A 16422-nucleotide genomic window follows, 5' to 3' on the forward strand; every position below is an offset into this window, starting at 1 on the left:
CGGATCAGTATCAGCCGGACAGATCAGTAGCGGTCGACGGCCGGCGGCTCGGGCGTGTCGAGGACCTCGCCGGCGGTGGACTCCCACGCTGCCTGCCAGCGGCCGTCCTCGAAGGATGCCTCGAGGACGTCGTTGATGAAGGTGCGGAACTCGTCGTCGCCGAGTGCCAGGCCGATACCGTAGGGCTCCTCGGTGAACTGCTCGCCGGCGATCTGGAAGTCCTCCGGGCTCTCGGAGACGTAGCCCGCGAGGATGACGTTGTCGGTCGTCACCGCGTCGACCTGACCGTTGCGCAGGGGGTCGAGGCAGTCGGTGTACGCGGCGAACGTCACGAGCTCCGCGTCGGGGTAGTTCGCCTCGATGTTCCCGGCCGGGGTCGAGCCGTCGACGGAGCAGACGGTCTTGCCCGCGAGGTCGTCCGGACCGGTGATGGAGTCGTCGTCCGCGCGCACCATCAGCGCCTGGCCCGCCACGTAGTACGGGCCGGCGAAGTCGATGACCTGCTTGCGCTCGTCGTTGATCGTGTAGGTCGCCACGACGATGTCGACCTGGCCCTCCTGGATGAAGGGCTCACGGTTCGCCGAGACGGTCTCGGTCCACTCGATGTCGTCCTCGCCGATGCCGAGCTCGGCGGCGATCATCTTGCCGATCTCCACGTCGAACCCGATCGGCACGTTGTCGGGTCCGACGAGTCCGAACAGCGGCTGGTCGAACTTGGTGCCGATGGTGATAGAGCCCGCCTCGGCGAGCTGCGCCATCGTGCTGCCCTCGGGGAAGTCGGCAGCCTCGACGTCGCTGGGTTCGACGCTCGGGGTGTCGTCCCCGCCGCAGGCGGACAGGGTGAGGGTGGCCGCCGCAGCGAGGGCGATCCAGCCGGTGGTGCGTTGACGCATGATCTCTCCTTCAGGTGGTCGCGACCCGGGTTCGTGGCCGGTGCCGCGTGGACGTGACGAGGGTGTCCGTGGGGTTCCTCGGGGTCTCCTGGGTCGTCCTAGTGGGTGAGGATCTTGGACAGGAAGTCCTTGGCGCGGTCGCTGGTGGGTGCGGTGAAGAAGACCTCCGGCTCGGCCTCCTCGACGATCCTGCCGGCGTCCATGAAGACGACCCGGTGCGCGGCCTTGCGGGCGAAGCCCATCTCGTGGGTCACGACGACCATCGTCATGCCCTCCTTGGCGAGGCCGACCATGACGTCGAGGACCTCGTTGATCATCTCGGGGTCGAGTGCCGAGGTGGGCTCGTCGAAGAGCATGACCTTGGGGTTCATCGCCAGGGCACGAGCGATGGCGACGCGTTGCTGCTGCCCGCCCGAGAGCTGCGCGGGCATCTTCTGGGCCTGGTTCGCGACCCCGACGCGGTCGAGGAGGTCCATCGCCTCCTGCTTCGCGGCGGCGGACTTCATGCCCCGGACCTTGAGCGGCCCGAGCGTCACGTTCTCGAGGACGGTCTTGTGCGCGAAGAGGTTGAACGACTGGAAGACCATCCCGACGTCCGAGCGCAGGCGCGCCAGCGCCTTGCCCTCCTCGGGCAGCGGCACGCCGTCGATGCTGATCTGCCCGGAGCTGATCGTCTCGAGCCGGTTGATCGCGCGGCACAGCGTGGACTTGCCCGACCCGGACGGCCCGATGACGACGAGCACCTCACCGCGGTGCACCGTGAGGTCGATGTCCTGCAGGACGTGGAGCTCGCCGAAGTACTTGTTGACGCCGTCGAGCACGACGAGCGGCCCGCCGAGCTGGTCGCGAGGAGTCGGCTCGTGGTCCACGATCGGCTCGTCGGTGGTCGATGCATCGTTCATTGTCCGAACCTATGGGGGAAATGTTGCGAACGCCACTCTCCTCGGTAACGGTCCCGCAACAGTCCGGCAATACCGTTCTGCGGGGTCCCGAACGCCTCTGACCACGGCGAACGCCGCGATCACGGGTGCTCGCCGGAGCGGCCGCGACAGGGTCGTATCCTGGAGGGCGATGCTTCCCCTCACCGCACCCCTCGCTCCGTCGGCTCCCACGGGCTCGTCGCCCGCCGCGGACGAGCGTCCGCGCACCTACGTGGTCCGCACCCTCGGCTGCCAGATGAACGTCCACGACTCCGAGCACATGGCGGGCATGCTCGAGCAGGCGGGCTACCGCCGGGCCTCGGCGGCGGACGAGGCGGCGAGCCGCGCCGACGTCGTCGTCATCAACACGTGCGCGGTGCGCGAGAACGCCGCGACCCGCCTGTACGGCAACCTCGGGCAGCTCGCGTCGGTGAAGTCGCAGCGGCCGGGGATGCAGATCGCGGTCGGCGGCTGCCTCGCGCAGAAGGACCGCGGCACGATCGTCGAGCGGGCACCCTGGGTCGACGTCGTCTTCGGCACCCACAACCTCGACGCGCTGCCGGTGCTCCTCGAGCGGGCCCGGCACAACGAGGCCGCGCAGGTCGAGATCGCCGAGTCGCTCCAGGTGTTCCCGTCCACGCTGCCAACCCAGCGCGAGTCCGTCTACGCCGGGTGGGTCTCCATCAGCGTCGGCTGCAACAACACGTGCACCTTCTGCATCGTGCCGCACCTGCGCGGCAAGGAGCGCGACCGCCGCCCCGGCCAGGTCCTCGCGGAGGTGGAGGCCCTGGTCGACGCCGGGGCGATCGAGGTGACGCTCCTCGGGCAGAACGTGAACTCCTACGGGGTCGAGTTCGGCGACCGCGGCGCCTTCGCGAAGCTGCTGCGGGCGTGCGGCGACGTGCGCGGCCTCGAGCGGGTGCGCTTCACCTCGCCCCACCCCGCGGCCTTCACCGACGACGTCATCGAGGCCATGGCCTCGACGCCGAACGTCATGCCCCAGCTGCACATGCCGCTGCAGGCGGGGTCCGACCGGGTGCTGCGGGCGATGCGCCGCTCCTACCGCTCCGAGAAGTTCCTCGGCATCCTCGACCGGGTCCGCGCCGCGATGCCCGACGCCGCGATCACCACGGACCTCATCGTCGGCTTCCCGGGGGAGACGGAGGAGGACTTCGCCGAGACGCTGCGCGTCGTCGACGCCTCCCGGTTCGCCTCCGCCTTCACCTTCCAGTACTCGCCCCGTCCCGGGACGGCCGCGGCGGAGATGGGCGACCAGGTCCCGCAGGAGGTCGTGCAGGAGCGGTTCGAGAGACTCCAGGTCCTGCAGGACCGGATCAGCGCGGAGGAGTCCGCCCGGCAGGTAGGCCGCACCGTGGAGGTCCTCGTCACGGACGGGACCGGTCGCAAGGACGACGCCAGCCACCGGGTCACGGGCCGCGCGGCGGACAACCGGCTCGTGCACCTCGCCCTGCCCGACGGCGTCTCGCTCGCCGGCATCGACGGCGTGAGCGAGCAGAGCGACCCGCGCCTGGCCGCGTCGATCCCGGACGCGCTGCCGCGCCCGGGGGACGTCGTGACGGTCGAGGTCACACGATCGGCCCCGTACCACCTCATCGCGGACTCGGCCCTCGACGGAGGCACCTACGCCGTGCGGCGCACCCGGTCCGGCGACGCGTGGGTGCGTCGTGAGCGTGCCCGGCTCTCCGGCGAGGACGACCACGGGCACGGGTCGGGCGCGGTGGCCGGCGGTCCCGTCAGTCTCGGCCTGCCCACGGTCCGTCGCTGAGGTCCCGCTACGACTCGTCGGCGGGTGCGGGGGGCACCAGGCCGCCGATGGCGTGGAAGAGCTGCACCGCGGTGCCGAGACCGCACGAGAGGATCTGCGCGAGCTGGTCGTCGGTCGCGCCGTGCTCGAGGTCGACCGAGACCTCGGCGTAGACCGCCAGCCGGCCGCCCTCCTCCCGCAGGTAGACCTTGGGCCAGATCCGTTCGCGGTTCCAGTCGTTGACGGCCTGGAGCGCGGCGAGGCGTGCGGTGCCGGGCAGCGTGCTCGACCACCGTCCCCGGATCTGCAGGATCTCGCGCTGCTCCCCGAGGAGCAGGAACCAGAACCTGCTGCCGTCCCAGGTTCCGGTGATGTCGCCGTCGTCGTCGACCCGGAAGTGGTATCCGCGTCGTGTCAGGTGGTCCCCGATGCGGGGCATGGACACGGGCACCGGGAGCTCGACGTCGGCCGAGAGGTCGCCCTTGGGTCGCCGGTTGCCGAAGAGACGGGCCAGCCACCCTGCACGCGCCGCGCTCACGGGGCCGACCTCGCAGGGTCGGGGTACTGCTCGTCGAGGGCGTCGAAGAACATCGACCCCGTGCTCAGCCCGCACTGCAGCAACTGGTCGAGCTGGTCGTCGCTCACGCCGTGCTCGAGGTCGACCGTGACCTCCGTGAAGACCTGCACCATCCCGTTGTCCCGGACTCGGGTGTAGGTCTTGGGCCAGATCCGGTCGGCGTTCCACTCGTTGCACAGCTCGAGCACCTCTTCGAGGCGCTCGATGGTGATGTCGCGGTTCCACTGGCCCCGCACCTGCAGGATCTCCTCGCGCGGGCCGAAGAGCAGGAAGTAGAAGAGGCGACCGTGCCACAGCCCGCCGACGTCGCCGTCGGAGTCGACGAAGTAGTTGTAGCCGCTGTCGGTGATCCACTCGATCACCCGGGACGTCGCGAGGGGCGTCGGGACGTTGCGCCCGTCCGAGGCCATGGCCTCGCCGAGCTCGCGCAGCAGGACGTCCTCGACGGAGGCCTGCAGCGCTTTGTCGGAGCCCTTGTCGTCAGCGCCCCCGGCGCCCGGCGACGCGGACGAGGGGCGGTCGGGATCGTGCTGATCCCACCGGTCGGACCGTCCGCCACCGAAGAACCTCACCCGACCACCCTACCGCCGCGTGCGGCGGCCGTCGCCCGTGCACGCGGGTAGCGTGGCGCGGGTGAGCCTGCGCGCCGTCCTCCTGCCCGGTACCGCCCTGCTCGTCCCCGGCGCTGCCGGCGCTGCGGAGGTGCTCGCCACGACCCGGGCGGAGGTCCTCGCGGCGTTGCGCCGGCTGGTTGCCTCGGCGCCCGCCGGGATCGTGCTCGTCGCACCCGGGGAGCGGAGCCGGCACGGTCTGCTGCGGGCGAGCCTGGGGGAGGCGGGGATCGACGGTCGCTGGCTGGGGTGGCGCGAGCCGGACGCGACACCTGCCGACCGGAGCCGCGCGGTGCGGACCGGCACAGCGGGTGTCGCGGCGTCCGTCGGGCTGCTCGCGCTCGCCGGCGCCGGCAACCACCAGGAGGTCGAGGTGGTCGAGCTCACGGGGAGGCACGGGCGCGAGGGGTCGCCCGGGTCCGCCACGGGTACGGACGACTTGGCTCTCGTCGCCGAGGTTGCGCGGCGCGTGGCGAAGGGCGCGGCGCTGGTGGTCGTCGGCGACCTCTCCGACGACGCGCCGCCGGTCCGCCTGCTGCTCGACGTCGCGGCGCGGCACTCCTGGACCTCCTCCGTCGTGGCGACGGTCGAGCGCCTGGCGGGGGACCAGGAGCTGACCTACGCGGTGGCGACCTTCGAGGACCTTCCGAGCGACCTCACCCGATGAGCGAGTCGACCACCGCGGCCGCCTCGTCGGTGCGACCGAGCGTCTGGAGCACGGCGACGAGCTCGTCGCCGACGGCGGAGCGGGCCGTGCGGTCGTGCACGGCGGTGAACCCGACGAGGGCCGCACGGAGCGCGTCCGCGGCGCGCACCGGGTCACCCGCAGCCCGGTGGACGCTGCCCGTGAGCCACGAGGCGTGCGCGGCGTCGGCGGGCTGCCCCGCCGCGGTGAAGTCGGCCGTGACCTGCTCGGCGAGCACCGCCGCCTCGTCGAGGCGCCCGGCGGTCGCGAGGAGCCGCGCGCGGGTGTCGCGCAGCTCGCGCTCCTCCCGCGCCGCCGCGTCCTGCTCGCGTGCGGCATGCTCGTCGGAGCCGTGACCGTCGGAGCCGTGACCGTCGGAGCCGTGACCGTCGCCGCCGTGCTGGTCGTCGCCCCGCTCACCGGCGATGCGGTCGAGAACCTTCTCCACCGCGACCAGCCCGGTGGTCTGGTCGACGCGGGCGAGCGCCCGGGCGACCGGCCCGACGTAGCGGGGCGGGACACCCCCGGCCCACAGCAGCGACAGCGCGCGGGCGAAGGCGGTGCTCGCGCCGACGGAGTCACCTTCGAGCGCCGCGAGCCGGGCGGACTCCGCGAGGGCGAACCCGGCGTCGTCGAGCCGACCTGCCGCCTCCAGCGACCGGGCGGCCGCGAGGTAGAGGCGTGCGCCCTCGGTGCGGTCCTGACCGGCCCGGTGGGCGGCGAGGGTCAGCAGGGCGTCGGGCGACTGCGCGTCCTCCGCGTCCTCCGAGTCCGGGACGGTGACCGGGGCGTGGGGTGCGGCGTCCGCCGTCATCGGCAGGGGATCGACGGCCGACGTACCGAGGACGCTCAGGTCCACCGGTACACGGGCGTCGGCGCGGTCCCACGCGGAACGGGTGCGCCGACCGACCGAGTCCGTGCCGTTGCGGGCGTCGAACGCCGCCGCGAGGGCGAGCGCCTCGGCGCGCACCCACTCGTCGAGCTCGGCGACTGTCGTGGCCGGGACCTCGCGCAGCCGGACGGCCCGGTCACCGTGCGCCGCGCGCAGCACGGACGTGGCCACCCCGGCTCCCGTGAGGAAGGCCAGCCGGTCGGCGGGGGTCTTCGCCGCCCGCAGGAGATCCTGCTGCGCCACGATCCGGCGGATCGCGAGCTCGTCGTTGTGCGACCGCGCCAGGAACTCGAGATGGCGGCCCTGCGCTCCCGCGAGGGCGATGTCGCCGTCGAGGTGCACGAGCGCCCGGCGGTGCGTCGCCGCGGCACGGCCCAGGTCCCCGACCTCGAGGTAGGCGAGCTGGAGGAACGAGAGCATGTCGCCGGGCTCGGTCGCGCAGCTCGGTGACGTGGCGAGCACCTGCTCGAGGAGGCGGATTCCCTCGGTGAACCGACCCGTCTCGAACAGGTAGTCCGCCCGGTCGCCGGGCTCGCAGGCCTCGCACTGCGAGTAGTCGTCCCGTGGGGTGGCGACCCACGCCTGGTACGCGTCCTCGGTGTCGGCCGCTCCCCGTGCGCGGGACCACTGGAAGCGCTCGAGCGCGACGGCGTTGGTCCCGTTCCCCGCGAGCGCGTAGCGGCGTCGCATGTCGTCCAGGGTCCGGTCGATCTGTGCCGCGGGGACGGCCGGGAAGTCCATGAGGTGGCCGACCATCCACTTGAACGACCAGAACAACGAGTGCACGTCGTCGGCATCGAAGTGCTCCGGGTGCTCGTCCCACCAGCGCAGCAGCTCGGTGAACGGCAGGTACGCCTTGGTCACCTCGTCGCCCCAGACGTACGACTCGACGAGGACGAACAGGGCGTAGGCCCGGGCCTCGTCGGGCCCGGCGGACCGCACACGTTCCAGCTCGGTGGCGGCCGCCGTGGAGCGAGCGACCCCGTAGGGCATCTCGCGGATCTCGAACAGCGTGGCGTTGACCTCTGCCAACGAGCGGGTCATCGGTTCTCCTGGGTGGTGGTACCGGGTTCGGGGCGCAGCGCCCGCTCGAGCAGGACGCCGAGCGAGCCGTTCATGACGGCGGCGTCCTGGGCGTCGAGGGGTGCGCCGGAGAGCAGCACGGCCGTGGTGTACAGCGACTGCGCACCGGCGGCCCGGACCTGCGGGTCGCGGGCGGCGAGCAGCGCCCGGACGGTCGGGTTGGCGTCGTTGAGGACCAGCCGACGTGGTCTCGCCGGGCCCGTGAGACCGGCGAGCACCTGACCCCACAGGTCGTCCGCCGCGGCGACGGTCGCCTCGGTCGCGCGCAGGTGCTCGCCCTCGCGGTCCTGGAGGAGCATCGCGGGCAGCGCCTCGGGCTCGTAGGAGCGGACCATCACGTCGCAGTCCTGCGGTGCGAGGTCGTCGCCGATCGCGGCGACCGCGTCGGTGATCTCCAGCTCGCGCAGCGGGTCGACCTCGGTGAGGACGGCGGCGACGTCGGCCGCGGTCACGGGTGCGATCCGCCACGCGGGGAAGCGTCGCGCCCAGCGTTCGAGCAGCTCGCCGTCGTAGACGTAGCCGCCGTTGACGACCGCGAGACCTTGGGCCGCGGCCACCGGCGCGACCCGGCGGAACTCCTCGACGCTCGGCGCGTAGAGGATCGTGCTGCCCGCGTGCCGCTCCTGCAGGGCGGCGAGCGTCGTCGTCCCCTCGGTCGTCTCGAACGGCAGCACCTGCGCGGCGATCTCGAGCATCTCGTCGTCCTGGACCGCCAGCGCCCGCACGGCCAGGTGGTGGGTGCGCAGGAACGCCCGGCGCAGAGGGGTGTCGTGCGCGAGCGTCGCGGAGCACCACGCGCGGATCTGCGCTCCGAGCGCGTCGCGCGTCGCGAGGAGCACGTCGTCCTCGTAGAGACCCTCGCGCGACGCGGTGGGACGCAGCGCCGAGGCGTCCAGCACGCACCGCACGAAGAACGCCCAGGGCGGCAGCAGGTCGTCGACCTTCGTCCCCAGGAGCATGCGCTTGAGGTACACGCGGTGGGACGACGGCGCCGTGGGGGCCAGCGCGGCGGGCAGGACGTAGGCGACACCGCTGAGCCCGGCGAGCGGGAGGTCGAGCTCGACGTGCGCGAGCGGGGTGAAGCCCAGGACCTGCTCGGCGTGCCGGGCGAGGGCCCGCTGGTGCTCCTGCGTCGAGGAGTGCGCCTCCTGCCACGGGAGCTGCGCACCGCTCAGCCGGCGCCACGCCGTGGTCCCGTCGTCGAGCGTGACCTCCACCGAGACGTCCACCGGCAGGAGCGAGCCGAAGTCCTGGGCGAGCGCCGTGACGGTCTCCGCCGCGAGCCAGTGCTCCATGTCGCGCCGCGGACGCAGCCGCACCACGCTGCCGGGGCCACCGGGCGCCCGCGGGTCGTCGTCGGCGAGCTCGCTCAGCTCGTACCGCCCGTCGGAGAACCCGCGCCAGCGCACCGGGACGGCGTGGGGGCGCGCCGAGCGCGAGACCAGCTCGATCTCGTCGGCGACCATGAACGCCGAGAGCAGGCCGATGCCGAACTGCCCGAGGAACTCCTCGCGCCCGGTGCCGAGCTCGACGTCGCGCTTGGAGCTGCGCCCGATCGTCGCGAGGAGCTGGCGCGCCTCGTCCTCGGTCAGCCCGATGCCGTCGTCGGACACCTCGAGGCCGCCGTCCGGCAGGGGTCGCAGCCGGATCCGGCCGGGGTGGTCCGCGGCCTGCGTCCCCGGCTCGTCGTGCGGTCCGGTGCCGAGCGCGCGTCGCGCCGTGACGGCGTCGACGCCGTTCTGCAGGAGCTCGCGCACGTAGACGCGCGGCGAGCTGTACAGGTGCCGGGCGAGGAGGTCGACGACGCCCCGCAGGTCGACCTGGAACGTGTCGGTCACGCTCACGCCCCGATCGCGTCGCGGGCGGCGTCGGGGAATCGCTCGTCGAGCTCCTCCAGGAGGTGCAGCCCGGTGAACAAGCCGCACTCGACGAGCTGACCGAGCTGGTCGTCCGCGACGCCGAGCCCCAGGTCCGTGGAGACCTCGGTGTACACGGCGAGCCGGCCCTGCTCGACGCGGCAGTAGACCTTGGGCCAGATCTTGTCGCGGTTGACCTCGTTGGCGACCAGCGCGACCTGTGCCTCCGCGTCGGCCGGCAGCGTGCGGTCCCAGCGCCCGCGCACCTGCAGGATCTCGGCGTCCTTGCCGACGAGGAAGAAGAAGAACACCTTGCCGTCCCAGCTGCCGCCGAGGTCGCCGTCGGAGTCGACGAAGTACCGCCAGCCCTGGCTCGCGAGGTACGCCTCGACACGCTCGCGCGTCACGGGCGCGTTCTGCGTGCTCGGTGCGTCTGACGGCTTGGTGAAGAATCCCATGTCCTCGGCCTTCGTCTCTCGGTCGCGTCCTGTCGGACGTAGCGTAGGGGTGAGCGCCGACACCCCGGAACACCGGTAGCGTTCGTCAGGTGTCTCCCACCAGCGACCGCCCCGCGCGCCCGGTCGTGGTCGCCGTCGTCGGCCCCACCGCCACGGGCAAGTCGGACCTCGGCCTCGACCTCGCCGAGGCCCTCGGCGGCCCCGCGCGGGCCGAGATCGTCAACGCCGACGCGTTCCAGCTCTACCGGGGCATGGACGTCGGCACGGCCAAGGTCCCGCCCGGCGAGCGTCGGGGCATCACCCACCACCTGCTCGACGTCCTCGACCCGGAGCAGGACGCCTCCGTCGCCGACTACCAGGACGCTGCCCGGGGGGCGCTCGCGGGCATCCGGTCGCGCGGCGCCCGTGCCGTCGTCGTCGGGGGGTCGGGGCTGTACGTGCGCGCCCTGCTCGACGACATGAACTTCCCGGGCACGGACCCGGCGGTCAGGGCCGCGTACGAGGCTCGGGCCGAGCGCGAGGGCACCCGCGCGCTGCACGACGAGCTCGTCCGCCTGGACCCTGCCGCGGCCGCGTCGATCGGGCCGTCCAACACCCGGCGGCTCGTGCGGGCGCTCGAGGTCATCGAGATCACCGGCGCGCCGTTCACGGCCAACCTGCCCCGCCAGGAGTACGTCGAGCCCGCGGTCCAGATCGGGCTCGACTGCGACCGGGCCGCCCTCGACGAGCGCGTCGGCCACCGCGTCGAGCGGATGTGGGAGCACGGCCTCGTGGACGAGGTGCGCGGGCTCGCGGGCCGGCTGGGGCGGACCGCCGCGCGTGCGGTCGGGTACGCCGAGGTGCTCGCCCACCTGCGCGGAGAGACGGACGAGGACGCGGCGCGCACCGCCGTCGTGACCAACACGCGCCGCCTCGCGCGCAAGCAGATGGGCTGGTTCGGGCGCGACCCCCGCGTGCACTGGCTCGACGCCCGGGCGACCGATCTCGTGGACCGCGCGCTCGAGATCGTCCGCCAGGCGGACGAGGGGACCGGACCCGCTGCCGACGGGGCCCCCGTTCGCCGTAGTCTGGGCTCATGACGCGCGCTACGACCCGGTTCGCCAAGGGCCACGGGACCCGCAACGACTTCGTGCTGGTCTCCGACACGTCCGGAACCCTCGACGTGACGCCCGAGATGGTGCGTGCCCTGACCGACCGCCGCGGCGGCATCGGCGCCGACGGGTTCATCCGGCTCGTCCCGACCGCGCTCGTGCCGGAGTCGCGCGCCGTCCTCGCCGAGGACCCGCACGCCATCTGGTTCATGGACTACCGCAACGCCGACGGGTCCGTCGCGGAGATGTGCGGCAACGGGGTGCGTGTCTTCGCCGCGTTCGCCGAGCACCTCGGCCTCCTCGACCTCGCACCGCGCGCCGACGGGTCCCCGGCCCCGGCGGTGGCGATCGGGACCCGCGCGGGCGTCAAGCGCATCGCCAAGGAACCGAACGGCTGGTACGCCGTCGACATGGGTCCGTGGCACCTGCCGGGCGGGCGGGAGGCGCTCGACGCAGGGTTCGACGCGACGGTCGTCGTCGCGGGCTGGGAGGTGCCGCGGCCGGCGCTCAGCGTCGACGTCGGCAACCCCCACACCGTGCTCGCCCTCGCCCGCGAGGACCTCCTGGAGGGCGCCGACCTCACGCAGGTGCCGACCGTCGAGCCCACGCCCGCGCACGGCACCAACGTCGAGCTCGTCGTCCCGCTCGGCGAGGAGACGGCCGACGACGGCACGCTCGTCGGGCACGTGCGGATGCGGGTCCACGAGCGAGGGGTCGGGGAGACGCAGTCCTGCGGCACCGGCGCGTGCGCGGCGGCGCTCGCCGTCCGGGTCTGGGGCGGGCCGCAGGCGCCCGACGTCTGGAGGGTGGACGTGCCGGGCGGGACCGTGCGGGTGCGGGCGCTCGACACGGGACACGTCGAGCTCGCCGGCCCCGCCGCGCTCGTCTTCACGGGCGAGATCGACCTGGCGGCGCTCGTCCCGGCAGCCCCCACACCTCCGCCCCCACCCCCGGCTCCGCCGGTCACGGAGGAGCCAGCACCGGAGACGGAGGAGTCTGCGCCGGAGCCCGCGACCGCCTGAGCCGGTCCGTGGCTCGGGTCGGCGGCGCCTGTCGGCTCAGGGGGCGGCGGGCCGGGCCACCTCGAGCACGCGGAACCCCTTGGCGCTCGCGGCGCGGCGCACGAGGGCACCGGGCATCGGTCCGGCCAGCTGCTCGGTGAGCCACCGGGCGAGCGAGTCCGCGCCGAGGTTGCGCTGGACCACGAGGTGCGCTGACGCACCGGGAGCGAGCCGCAGCAACCAGTGCAGCAGCATCGCGTGCAGGGTCTCCTTGCCGACGCGGATCGGCGGGTTCGACCAGATCGCCGAGAACGTCACCTCCGCCGGGACCTCGTCCGGGGTCACGGCCCGCACGTTCGTGGCGCCTAGCCGCTCGGAGTTGCGTCGCACCAGGTCGAGCGCCCGCTCGTTGACGTCCACGGCCCAGACGGTCGCCGCCGGGGACTCGAGCGCCATGGTGAGCGCGACCGGACCCCAGCCGCAGCCGAGGTCGAGGACGTCGTGATCGCCGGCGTCGGGCGCCGGGAGCTCGGGGACCGAGCGCAGCAGCACCTGCGTGCCGAGATCGAGGCGGCCGGGGGAGAACACGCCCCCCGCGACCTCGACCTCGACCTCGCGCCCGGCCAGGCGGACCACCAGCGGGCGCCGCTCGGCGGCGGACGCCGGCCGGGCGGTGAAGTAGTGGTCTGCGGAGGGCCCGCTGTCGTCGGTCACGACGTGGGATCCTATCCGTCGGGGTCGCCGTCGGCAGAGCCGTGCGGCGAAATCGGTGGCCGCGGGACGTTTCCGCGTGCCACGCTTGTTGTACCGGTGACGCATCAGGCGTCGCACCGCAGCGGCTCGACCCGAGACGCGACGTATCCCGACCCGGAAGGCGGCACATGACCCAGACCCCAGCGAACCCCACGACGGCTCCCGACGAGCCGGACGACGCCGCGAACATCGCGAACGACGTCGTCGCGCGGGTCCTCGCTCGGGCGGGGACGGCGCGCGCGGAGGGCGAGACCCAGCACTCCGCCCACGACGGCGACCAGCTCGACCTCGTGGAGCGGGCGGCGCTGCGCCGCGTGGTCGGGCTCTCCACCGAGCTCGAGGACGTCACCGAGGTCGAGTACCGGCAGCTGCGCCTCGAGAAGGTCGTGCTGGTCGGGCTCTACTCGGGCAGCGGCGAGCACACGGCGACCGAGGCCGAGATCTCGCTGCGCGAGCTCGCCGCTCTCGCCGAGACCGCCGGCTCCCAGGTGCTCGACGGGCTGCTCCAGCGGCGCCAGAAGCCGGACCCCGGGACGTACCTCGGATCCGGCAAGGCCGCAGAGCTGGCGGGGATCGTGGCCGCCACCGGCGCCGACACCGTCGTCGTCGACAGCGAGCTCGCCCCGTCCCAGCGCCGTGCCCTCGAGGACATCGTCAAGGTGAAGGTCGTCGACCGCACCGCGCTCATCCTCGACATCTTCGCCCAGCACGCCAAGTCCCGTGAGGGCAAGGCCCAGGTCGAGCTCGCGCAGCTGGAGTACCTCCTGCCGCGCCTGCGCGGTTGGGGCGAGTCGATGTCCCGGCAGGCCGGTGGCCAGGTCGGCGGCGCCGGCGCGGGCATGGGATCTCGTGGTCCCGGTGAGACGAAGATCGAGCTCGACCGGCGTCGTATCCGTGACCGCATGGCCAAGCTGCGCCGCGAGATCGCCGCGATGGCTCCGTCGCGCGAGACCAAGCGGTCGTCGCGCAAGCGCCACGCGATCCCGTCCGTCGCGATCGCCGGGTACACGAACGCCGGCAAGTCGAGCCTGCTCAACGCGCTGACCGGTGCCGGTGTGCTCGTCGAGAACGCGCTGTTCGCGACCCTCGACCCGACCGTGCGCCGCGCCCAGACGCCCGACGGGCGCGTCTACACGCTCGCCGACACGGTCGGCTTCGTCCGGGCGCTGCCGCACCAGCTCGTCGAGGCGTTCCGCTCGACCCTCGAGGAGGTGGGCGACGCCGACCTCCTGCTGCACGTCGTCGACGCGTCGCACCCCGACCCGGAGAGCCAGATCGCCGCCGTGCGGCACGTGCTGGCGGACATCCCCGGGATCGAGGACGTGCCGGAGGTCGTGGTGCTCAACAAGGTCGACCTCGCCGACCCGGAGGTCGTCGACCGGGTGCGACGCAAGGAGCGGCGGAACGTCGTCGTCTCGGCGCACACGGGCCAGGGCATCGCCGAGCTCCTCGAGCTCGTCACCGACGCCCTGCCGCGACCGGACGTGACCATCGACCTGGTGGTCCCGTACACGCGCGGCGACCTGGTGAACCGCGTGCACGAGCAGGGGGAGATCGACCACGAGGAGCACATCGGCGCGGGCACGCTCCTGCGCGGACGTGTCGACGAGACGCTCGCCTCCGAGCTGGCCGCGGTGGCCGTGCGCGCCTGAGCTGGTCCACAGGGTGCCGGTTCACAGGGTGCCGGTCCACAGGACGCCCGCGCCCGCCGTCGTCCCGGTCGTGCGCACGTAGACTCTCCAGGTGCCCGAGGAGACGACTGCGACCATGGACGACACCGGCGGGCCGGGCACCGACGAGCTGCTCGACCTCGCGGTCGGACGGCTCGGCGGCGGGCGCCGCGAGGGCCAGCACCGGATGGCCGCGGCGGTCGCCGAGGCGATCGAGGGCGGCGAGCACCTGCTCGTGCAGGCCGGGACGGGTACCGGCAAGTCGCTCGGGTACCTCGTGCCCGCGGTGCGCCACGCCGTGTGCGCCGAGGAGCGGGTGATCGTCTCCACGGCCACCCTCGCCCTCCAGCGCCAGGTCATCACGCGTGACCTCCCGCTGGTCGCCGAGGCCGTCGCTCCGCAGCTCCCGCGTGCGCCCCGGATCGCCCTGCTCAAGGGGTGGCACAACTACGCGTGCCTGCACAAGATCGCGGGCGGCTACCCCCAGGACGAGCCCACCCTCTTCGACCTGCCGGGAGCGGAGCCCGCGGGCGCCGCCGAGCATCCCCGACCCGAGCGCACCGGGGCCGCAGCGCTCGGTGAACAGGTGGTGCGCGCGCGGGCGTGGGCCGAGGAGACCGGCACGGGGGACCGCGACGACCTCGTCCCCGGTGTCTCGGACCGCGCGTGGCGGCAGGTCTCGGTCACCTCGCTGGAGTGCCTCGGCCAGAAGTGCCCGCTCCTCGAGGACTGCTTCCCGGAGCGGGCGCGCGCGACGGCCCGCGAGGCCGACGTCGTCGTGACGAACCACGCGATGCTCGGGATCGCCGCCTCCGGCTCCCCGGGCGTGCTGCCCGAGCACGAGGTGCTCGTCGTCGACGAGGCGCACGAGCTGAGCGACCGGGTCACCGCCGCCGCGACCGTCGACCTGTCCGTCCCGGCGCTCGAGCATGCGGTGCGCCTCGCGCGCCGGCAGGGTGCCGCCCGCACGGAGGTGCTCGACGACGCGATCGCGGCCTTCGGCACGGTCGTGACGAACCTGCCCGCGGAGCGGTTCCCGGACGGGCTCCCCGACGCCGCCCGAGACGTGGTCGCGGCCGTGCGCGACGCCGCCCGCGGTGTGCTCAGCGACCTCAAGCCCGAACCGGGCGCGGGTCCCGGTGCGCCGGCGGACACCGGGATGAAGGTAGCGCAGTCCACGATGCTGCAGGTCTTCGAGATCGCCGAGCGGATGGCCGGCGACCCGACCGGGCACGACGTGCTGTGGTGCTCGCGACCGGGGGAGGGCGGTTCCTGGACCGGCGACGGTGTCAGCCGGCTGCACGCGGCCCCGCTCGCCGTCTCCGGGCTCATCCGCACGCACCTGCTCACCGAGCGCACCGGGGTCTTCACGTCGGCGACGCTCGCCCTCGGCGGGACGTTCGACCCGCTCGCGCGGTCCCTGGGCCTCGACGCCGCGGAGGCCCCCTGGCGCGGGGAGGACGTCGGGAGCCCGTTCGACTACCCGCGGCAGGGGATCCTCTACATCGCGAAGCACCTGCCGACCCCTGGTCGGGACGCCGCGACCGAGCACCAGCTCGACGAGATCGCGGCGCTCGTCGAGGCGTCGGGCGGCCGCACGCTCGGTCTGTTCTCCTCGCGCCGCGCCGCGCTGGCGGCCACGGAGGCGCTGCGCGAGCGGCTCGACGTGCCGGTCCTGTGCCAGGGCGACGACCAGCTGCCGACGCTCGTACGCCAGTTCGCCGACGACCCCGCGACGTGCCTGTTCGGCACGCTCTCCCTGTGGCAGGGGGTGGACGTGCCAGGCCCCGCGTGCCAGCTCGTGCTCATCGACCGCATCCCGTTCCCCCGCCCGGACGACCCCGTCAAGTCCGCACGGGCGCGCGCCGTGGAGGCGGCGGGAGGCAACGGTTTTATGCAGGTGTCGGCCACCCACGCCGCGCTCCTGCTCGCGCAGGGTGCCGGCCGGCTCATCCGTTCCACCGATGACCGCGGGGTCGTCGCCGTCCTCGACCCTCGGCTGGCGACGGCGCGGTACGGGAGCTTCCTCACCCGGTCCATGCCCGACTTCTGGCAGACCACCGACCGCACGGTCGCCCTGGCCGCGCTCGAACGGCTGGTCGCCCTAGGCTGAGCAGCAGACGGGACGCACGACGACCTCCCTGGCCGCACGATGACCTGGCGACAC

At 73.5% G+C, this 16422-nt stretch carries 14 protein-coding genes; 6 read left to right on the top strand and 8 right to left on the bottom strand.

From position 1 onward, the window contains the following. Positions 1 to 23: 23 nt before the first annotated feature. Positions 24 to 893: a glutamate ABC transporter substrate-binding protein gene (locus OHL10_RS16340; protein ID WP_265523296.1), complete on the bottom strand. Its 870-nt coding sequence runs from the start codon at positions 891 to 893 to the stop codon at positions 24 to 26. Positions 894 to 991: 98 nt separating this feature from the next. Beyond that, positions 992 to 1795 (bottom strand): amino acid ABC transporter ATP-binding protein, encoded by an 804-nt coding sequence (locus tag OHL10_RS16345; protein WP_265523297.1) that lies wholly within the window; start codon positions 1793 to 1795, stop codon positions 992 to 994. A 169-nt stretch (positions 1796 to 1964) separates the two neighbouring features. Here OHL10_RS16345 and miaB point away from each other — a divergent pair, with 169 nt between their 5' ends. Beyond that, positions 1965 to 3599, top strand: coding sequence for a tRNA (N6-isopentenyl adenosine(37)-C2)-methylthiotransferase MiaB (gene miaB, locus OHL10_RS16350; protein WP_265523300.1), 1635 nt, complete (start codon positions 1965 to 1967; stop codon positions 3597 to 3599). 7 nt (positions 3600 to 3606) lie between these two features. Here the strand turns inward: miaB and OHL10_RS16355 are convergent, their stop codons facing one another. Both OHL10_RS16355 and OHL10_RS16360 read right to left on the bottom strand, forming a co-directional pair. Further along, on the bottom strand, positions 3607 to 4116 hold the full coding sequence (locus OHL10_RS16355; RefSeq protein ID WP_425499028.1) for a type III secretion system chaperone family protein: 510 nt from the start codon (positions 4114 to 4116) through the stop codon (positions 3607 to 3609). Continuing rightward, positions 4113 to 4727: a type III secretion system chaperone family protein gene (locus OHL10_RS16360; protein ID WP_265523301.1), complete on the bottom strand. Its 615-nt coding sequence runs from the start codon at positions 4725 to 4727 to the stop codon at positions 4113 to 4115. The genes OHL10_RS16355 and OHL10_RS16360 overlap by 4 nt, the downstream gene beginning before the upstream one ends. Positions 4728 to 4788: 61 nt before the next feature. Between OHL10_RS16360 and OHL10_RS16365 the strand changes: the two genes are divergently transcribed. After that, positions 4789 to 5433: a hypothetical protein gene (locus tag OHL10_RS16365; RefSeq protein ID WP_265523302.1), complete on the top strand. Its 645-nt coding sequence runs from the start codon at positions 4789 to 4791 to the stop codon at positions 5431 to 5433. Here the strand turns inward: OHL10_RS16365 and OHL10_RS16370 are convergent. From OHL10_RS16370 to OHL10_RS16380, 3 genes are read right to left on the bottom strand one after another with little or no spacing between them, the layout of a single operon-like run. After that, the gene (locus OHL10_RS16370) at positions 5423 to 7387 is read right to left on the bottom strand and encodes a hypothetical protein (protein WP_265523303.1); all 1965 of its coding nucleotides are present in this window, start codon (positions 7385 to 7387) and stop codon (positions 5423 to 5425) included. The two genes, OHL10_RS16365 and OHL10_RS16370, sit on opposite strands and share 11 nt — an antisense overlap. Continuing rightward, positions 7384 to 9270: an HSP90 family protein gene (locus OHL10_RS16375; RefSeq protein ID WP_265523304.1), complete on the bottom strand. Its 1887-nt coding sequence runs from the start codon at positions 9268 to 9270 to the stop codon at positions 7384 to 7386. The genes OHL10_RS16370 and OHL10_RS16375 overlap by 4 nt, the downstream gene beginning before the upstream one ends. Next, positions 9267 to 9740, bottom strand: a complete 474-nt coding sequence (locus OHL10_RS16380; RefSeq protein WP_265523305.1) for a type III secretion system chaperone family protein — start codon at positions 9738 to 9740, stop codon at positions 9267 to 9269. Before OHL10_RS16380 ends, OHL10_RS16375 begins: the two co-directional genes overlap by 4 nt. 89 nt (positions 9741 to 9829) lie before the next feature. Here OHL10_RS16380 and miaA point away from each other — a divergent pair, with 89 nt between their 5' ends. Then, positions 9830 to 10819: a tRNA (adenosine(37)-N6)-dimethylallyltransferase MiaA gene (miaA, locus tag OHL10_RS16385; protein ID WP_265523306.1), complete on the top strand. Its 990-nt coding sequence runs from the start codon at positions 9830 to 9832 to the stop codon at positions 10817 to 10819. After that, complete coding sequence (dapF, locus tag OHL10_RS16390; RefSeq protein WP_265523307.1) at positions 10816 to 11853, top strand: diaminopimelate epimerase; 1038 nt, start codon at positions 10816 to 10818, stop codon at positions 11851 to 11853. The genes miaA and dapF overlap by 4 nt, the downstream gene beginning before the upstream one ends. Before the next feature lie 36 nt (positions 11854 to 11889). Here dapF and OHL10_RS16395 read toward each other — a convergent pair whose 3' ends face one another. Beyond that, positions 11890 to 12546 carry a class I SAM-dependent methyltransferase gene (locus tag OHL10_RS16395; protein WP_265523308.1) on the bottom strand — a complete coding sequence of 219 codons (657 nt, stop codon included), beginning with the start codon at positions 12544 to 12546 and terminating at the stop codon, positions 11890 to 11892. A gap of 167 nt (positions 12547 to 12713) precedes the next feature. On the opposite strand from OHL10_RS16395, the gene hflX reads away from it, so the two are divergent. Further along, positions 12714 to 14237: a GTPase HflX gene (hflX, locus tag OHL10_RS16400; protein WP_265523309.1), complete on the top strand. Its 1524-nt coding sequence runs from the start codon at positions 12714 to 12716 to the stop codon at positions 14235 to 14237. Positions 14238 to 14352: 115 nt separating this feature from the next. Next, positions 14353 to 16368, top strand: coding sequence for an ATP-dependent DNA helicase (locus OHL10_RS16405; protein WP_265523391.1), 2016 nt, complete (start codon positions 14353 to 14355; stop codon positions 16366 to 16368). Positions 16369 to 16422 lie beyond the last annotated feature (54 nt).

Source organism: Oerskovia flava (genome assembly GCF_026163685.1).
Lineage (GTDB): Bacteria > Actinomycetota > Actinomycetes > Actinomycetales > Cellulomonadaceae > Oerskovia_A > Oerskovia_A flava.

Coding starts and splice junctions, on each gene's coding strand:
- miaB (WP_265523300.1), top strand. CDS start 1,965: ATGCTTCCCCTCACCGCACCCCTCGCTCCGTCGGCTCCCACGGGCTCG.
- OHL10_RS16405 (WP_265523391.1), top strand. CDS start 14,353: ATGGACGACACCGGCGGGCCGGGCACCGACGAGCTGCTCGACCTCGCG.
- OHL10_RS16345 (WP_265523297.1), bottom strand. CDS start 1,795: ATGAACGATGCATCGACCACCGACGAGCCGATCGTGGACCACGAGCCG.
- hflX (WP_265523309.1), top strand. CDS start 12,714: ATGACCCAGACCCCAGCGAACCCCACGACGGCTCCCGACGAGCCGGAC.
- OHL10_RS16340 (WP_265523296.1), bottom strand. CDS start 893: ATGCGTCAACGCACCACCGGCTGGATCGCCCTCGCTGCGGCGGCCACC.
- OHL10_RS16380 (WP_265523305.1), bottom strand. CDS start 9,740: ATGGGATTCTTCACCAAGCCGTCAGACGCACCGAGCACGCAGAACGCG.
- OHL10_RS16370 (WP_265523303.1), bottom strand. CDS start 7,387: ATGACCCGCTCGTTGGCAGAGGTCAACGCCACGCTGTTCGAGATCCGC.
- dapF (WP_265523307.1), top strand. CDS start 10,816: ATGACGCGCGCTACGACCCGGTTCGCCAAGGGCCACGGGACCCGCAAC.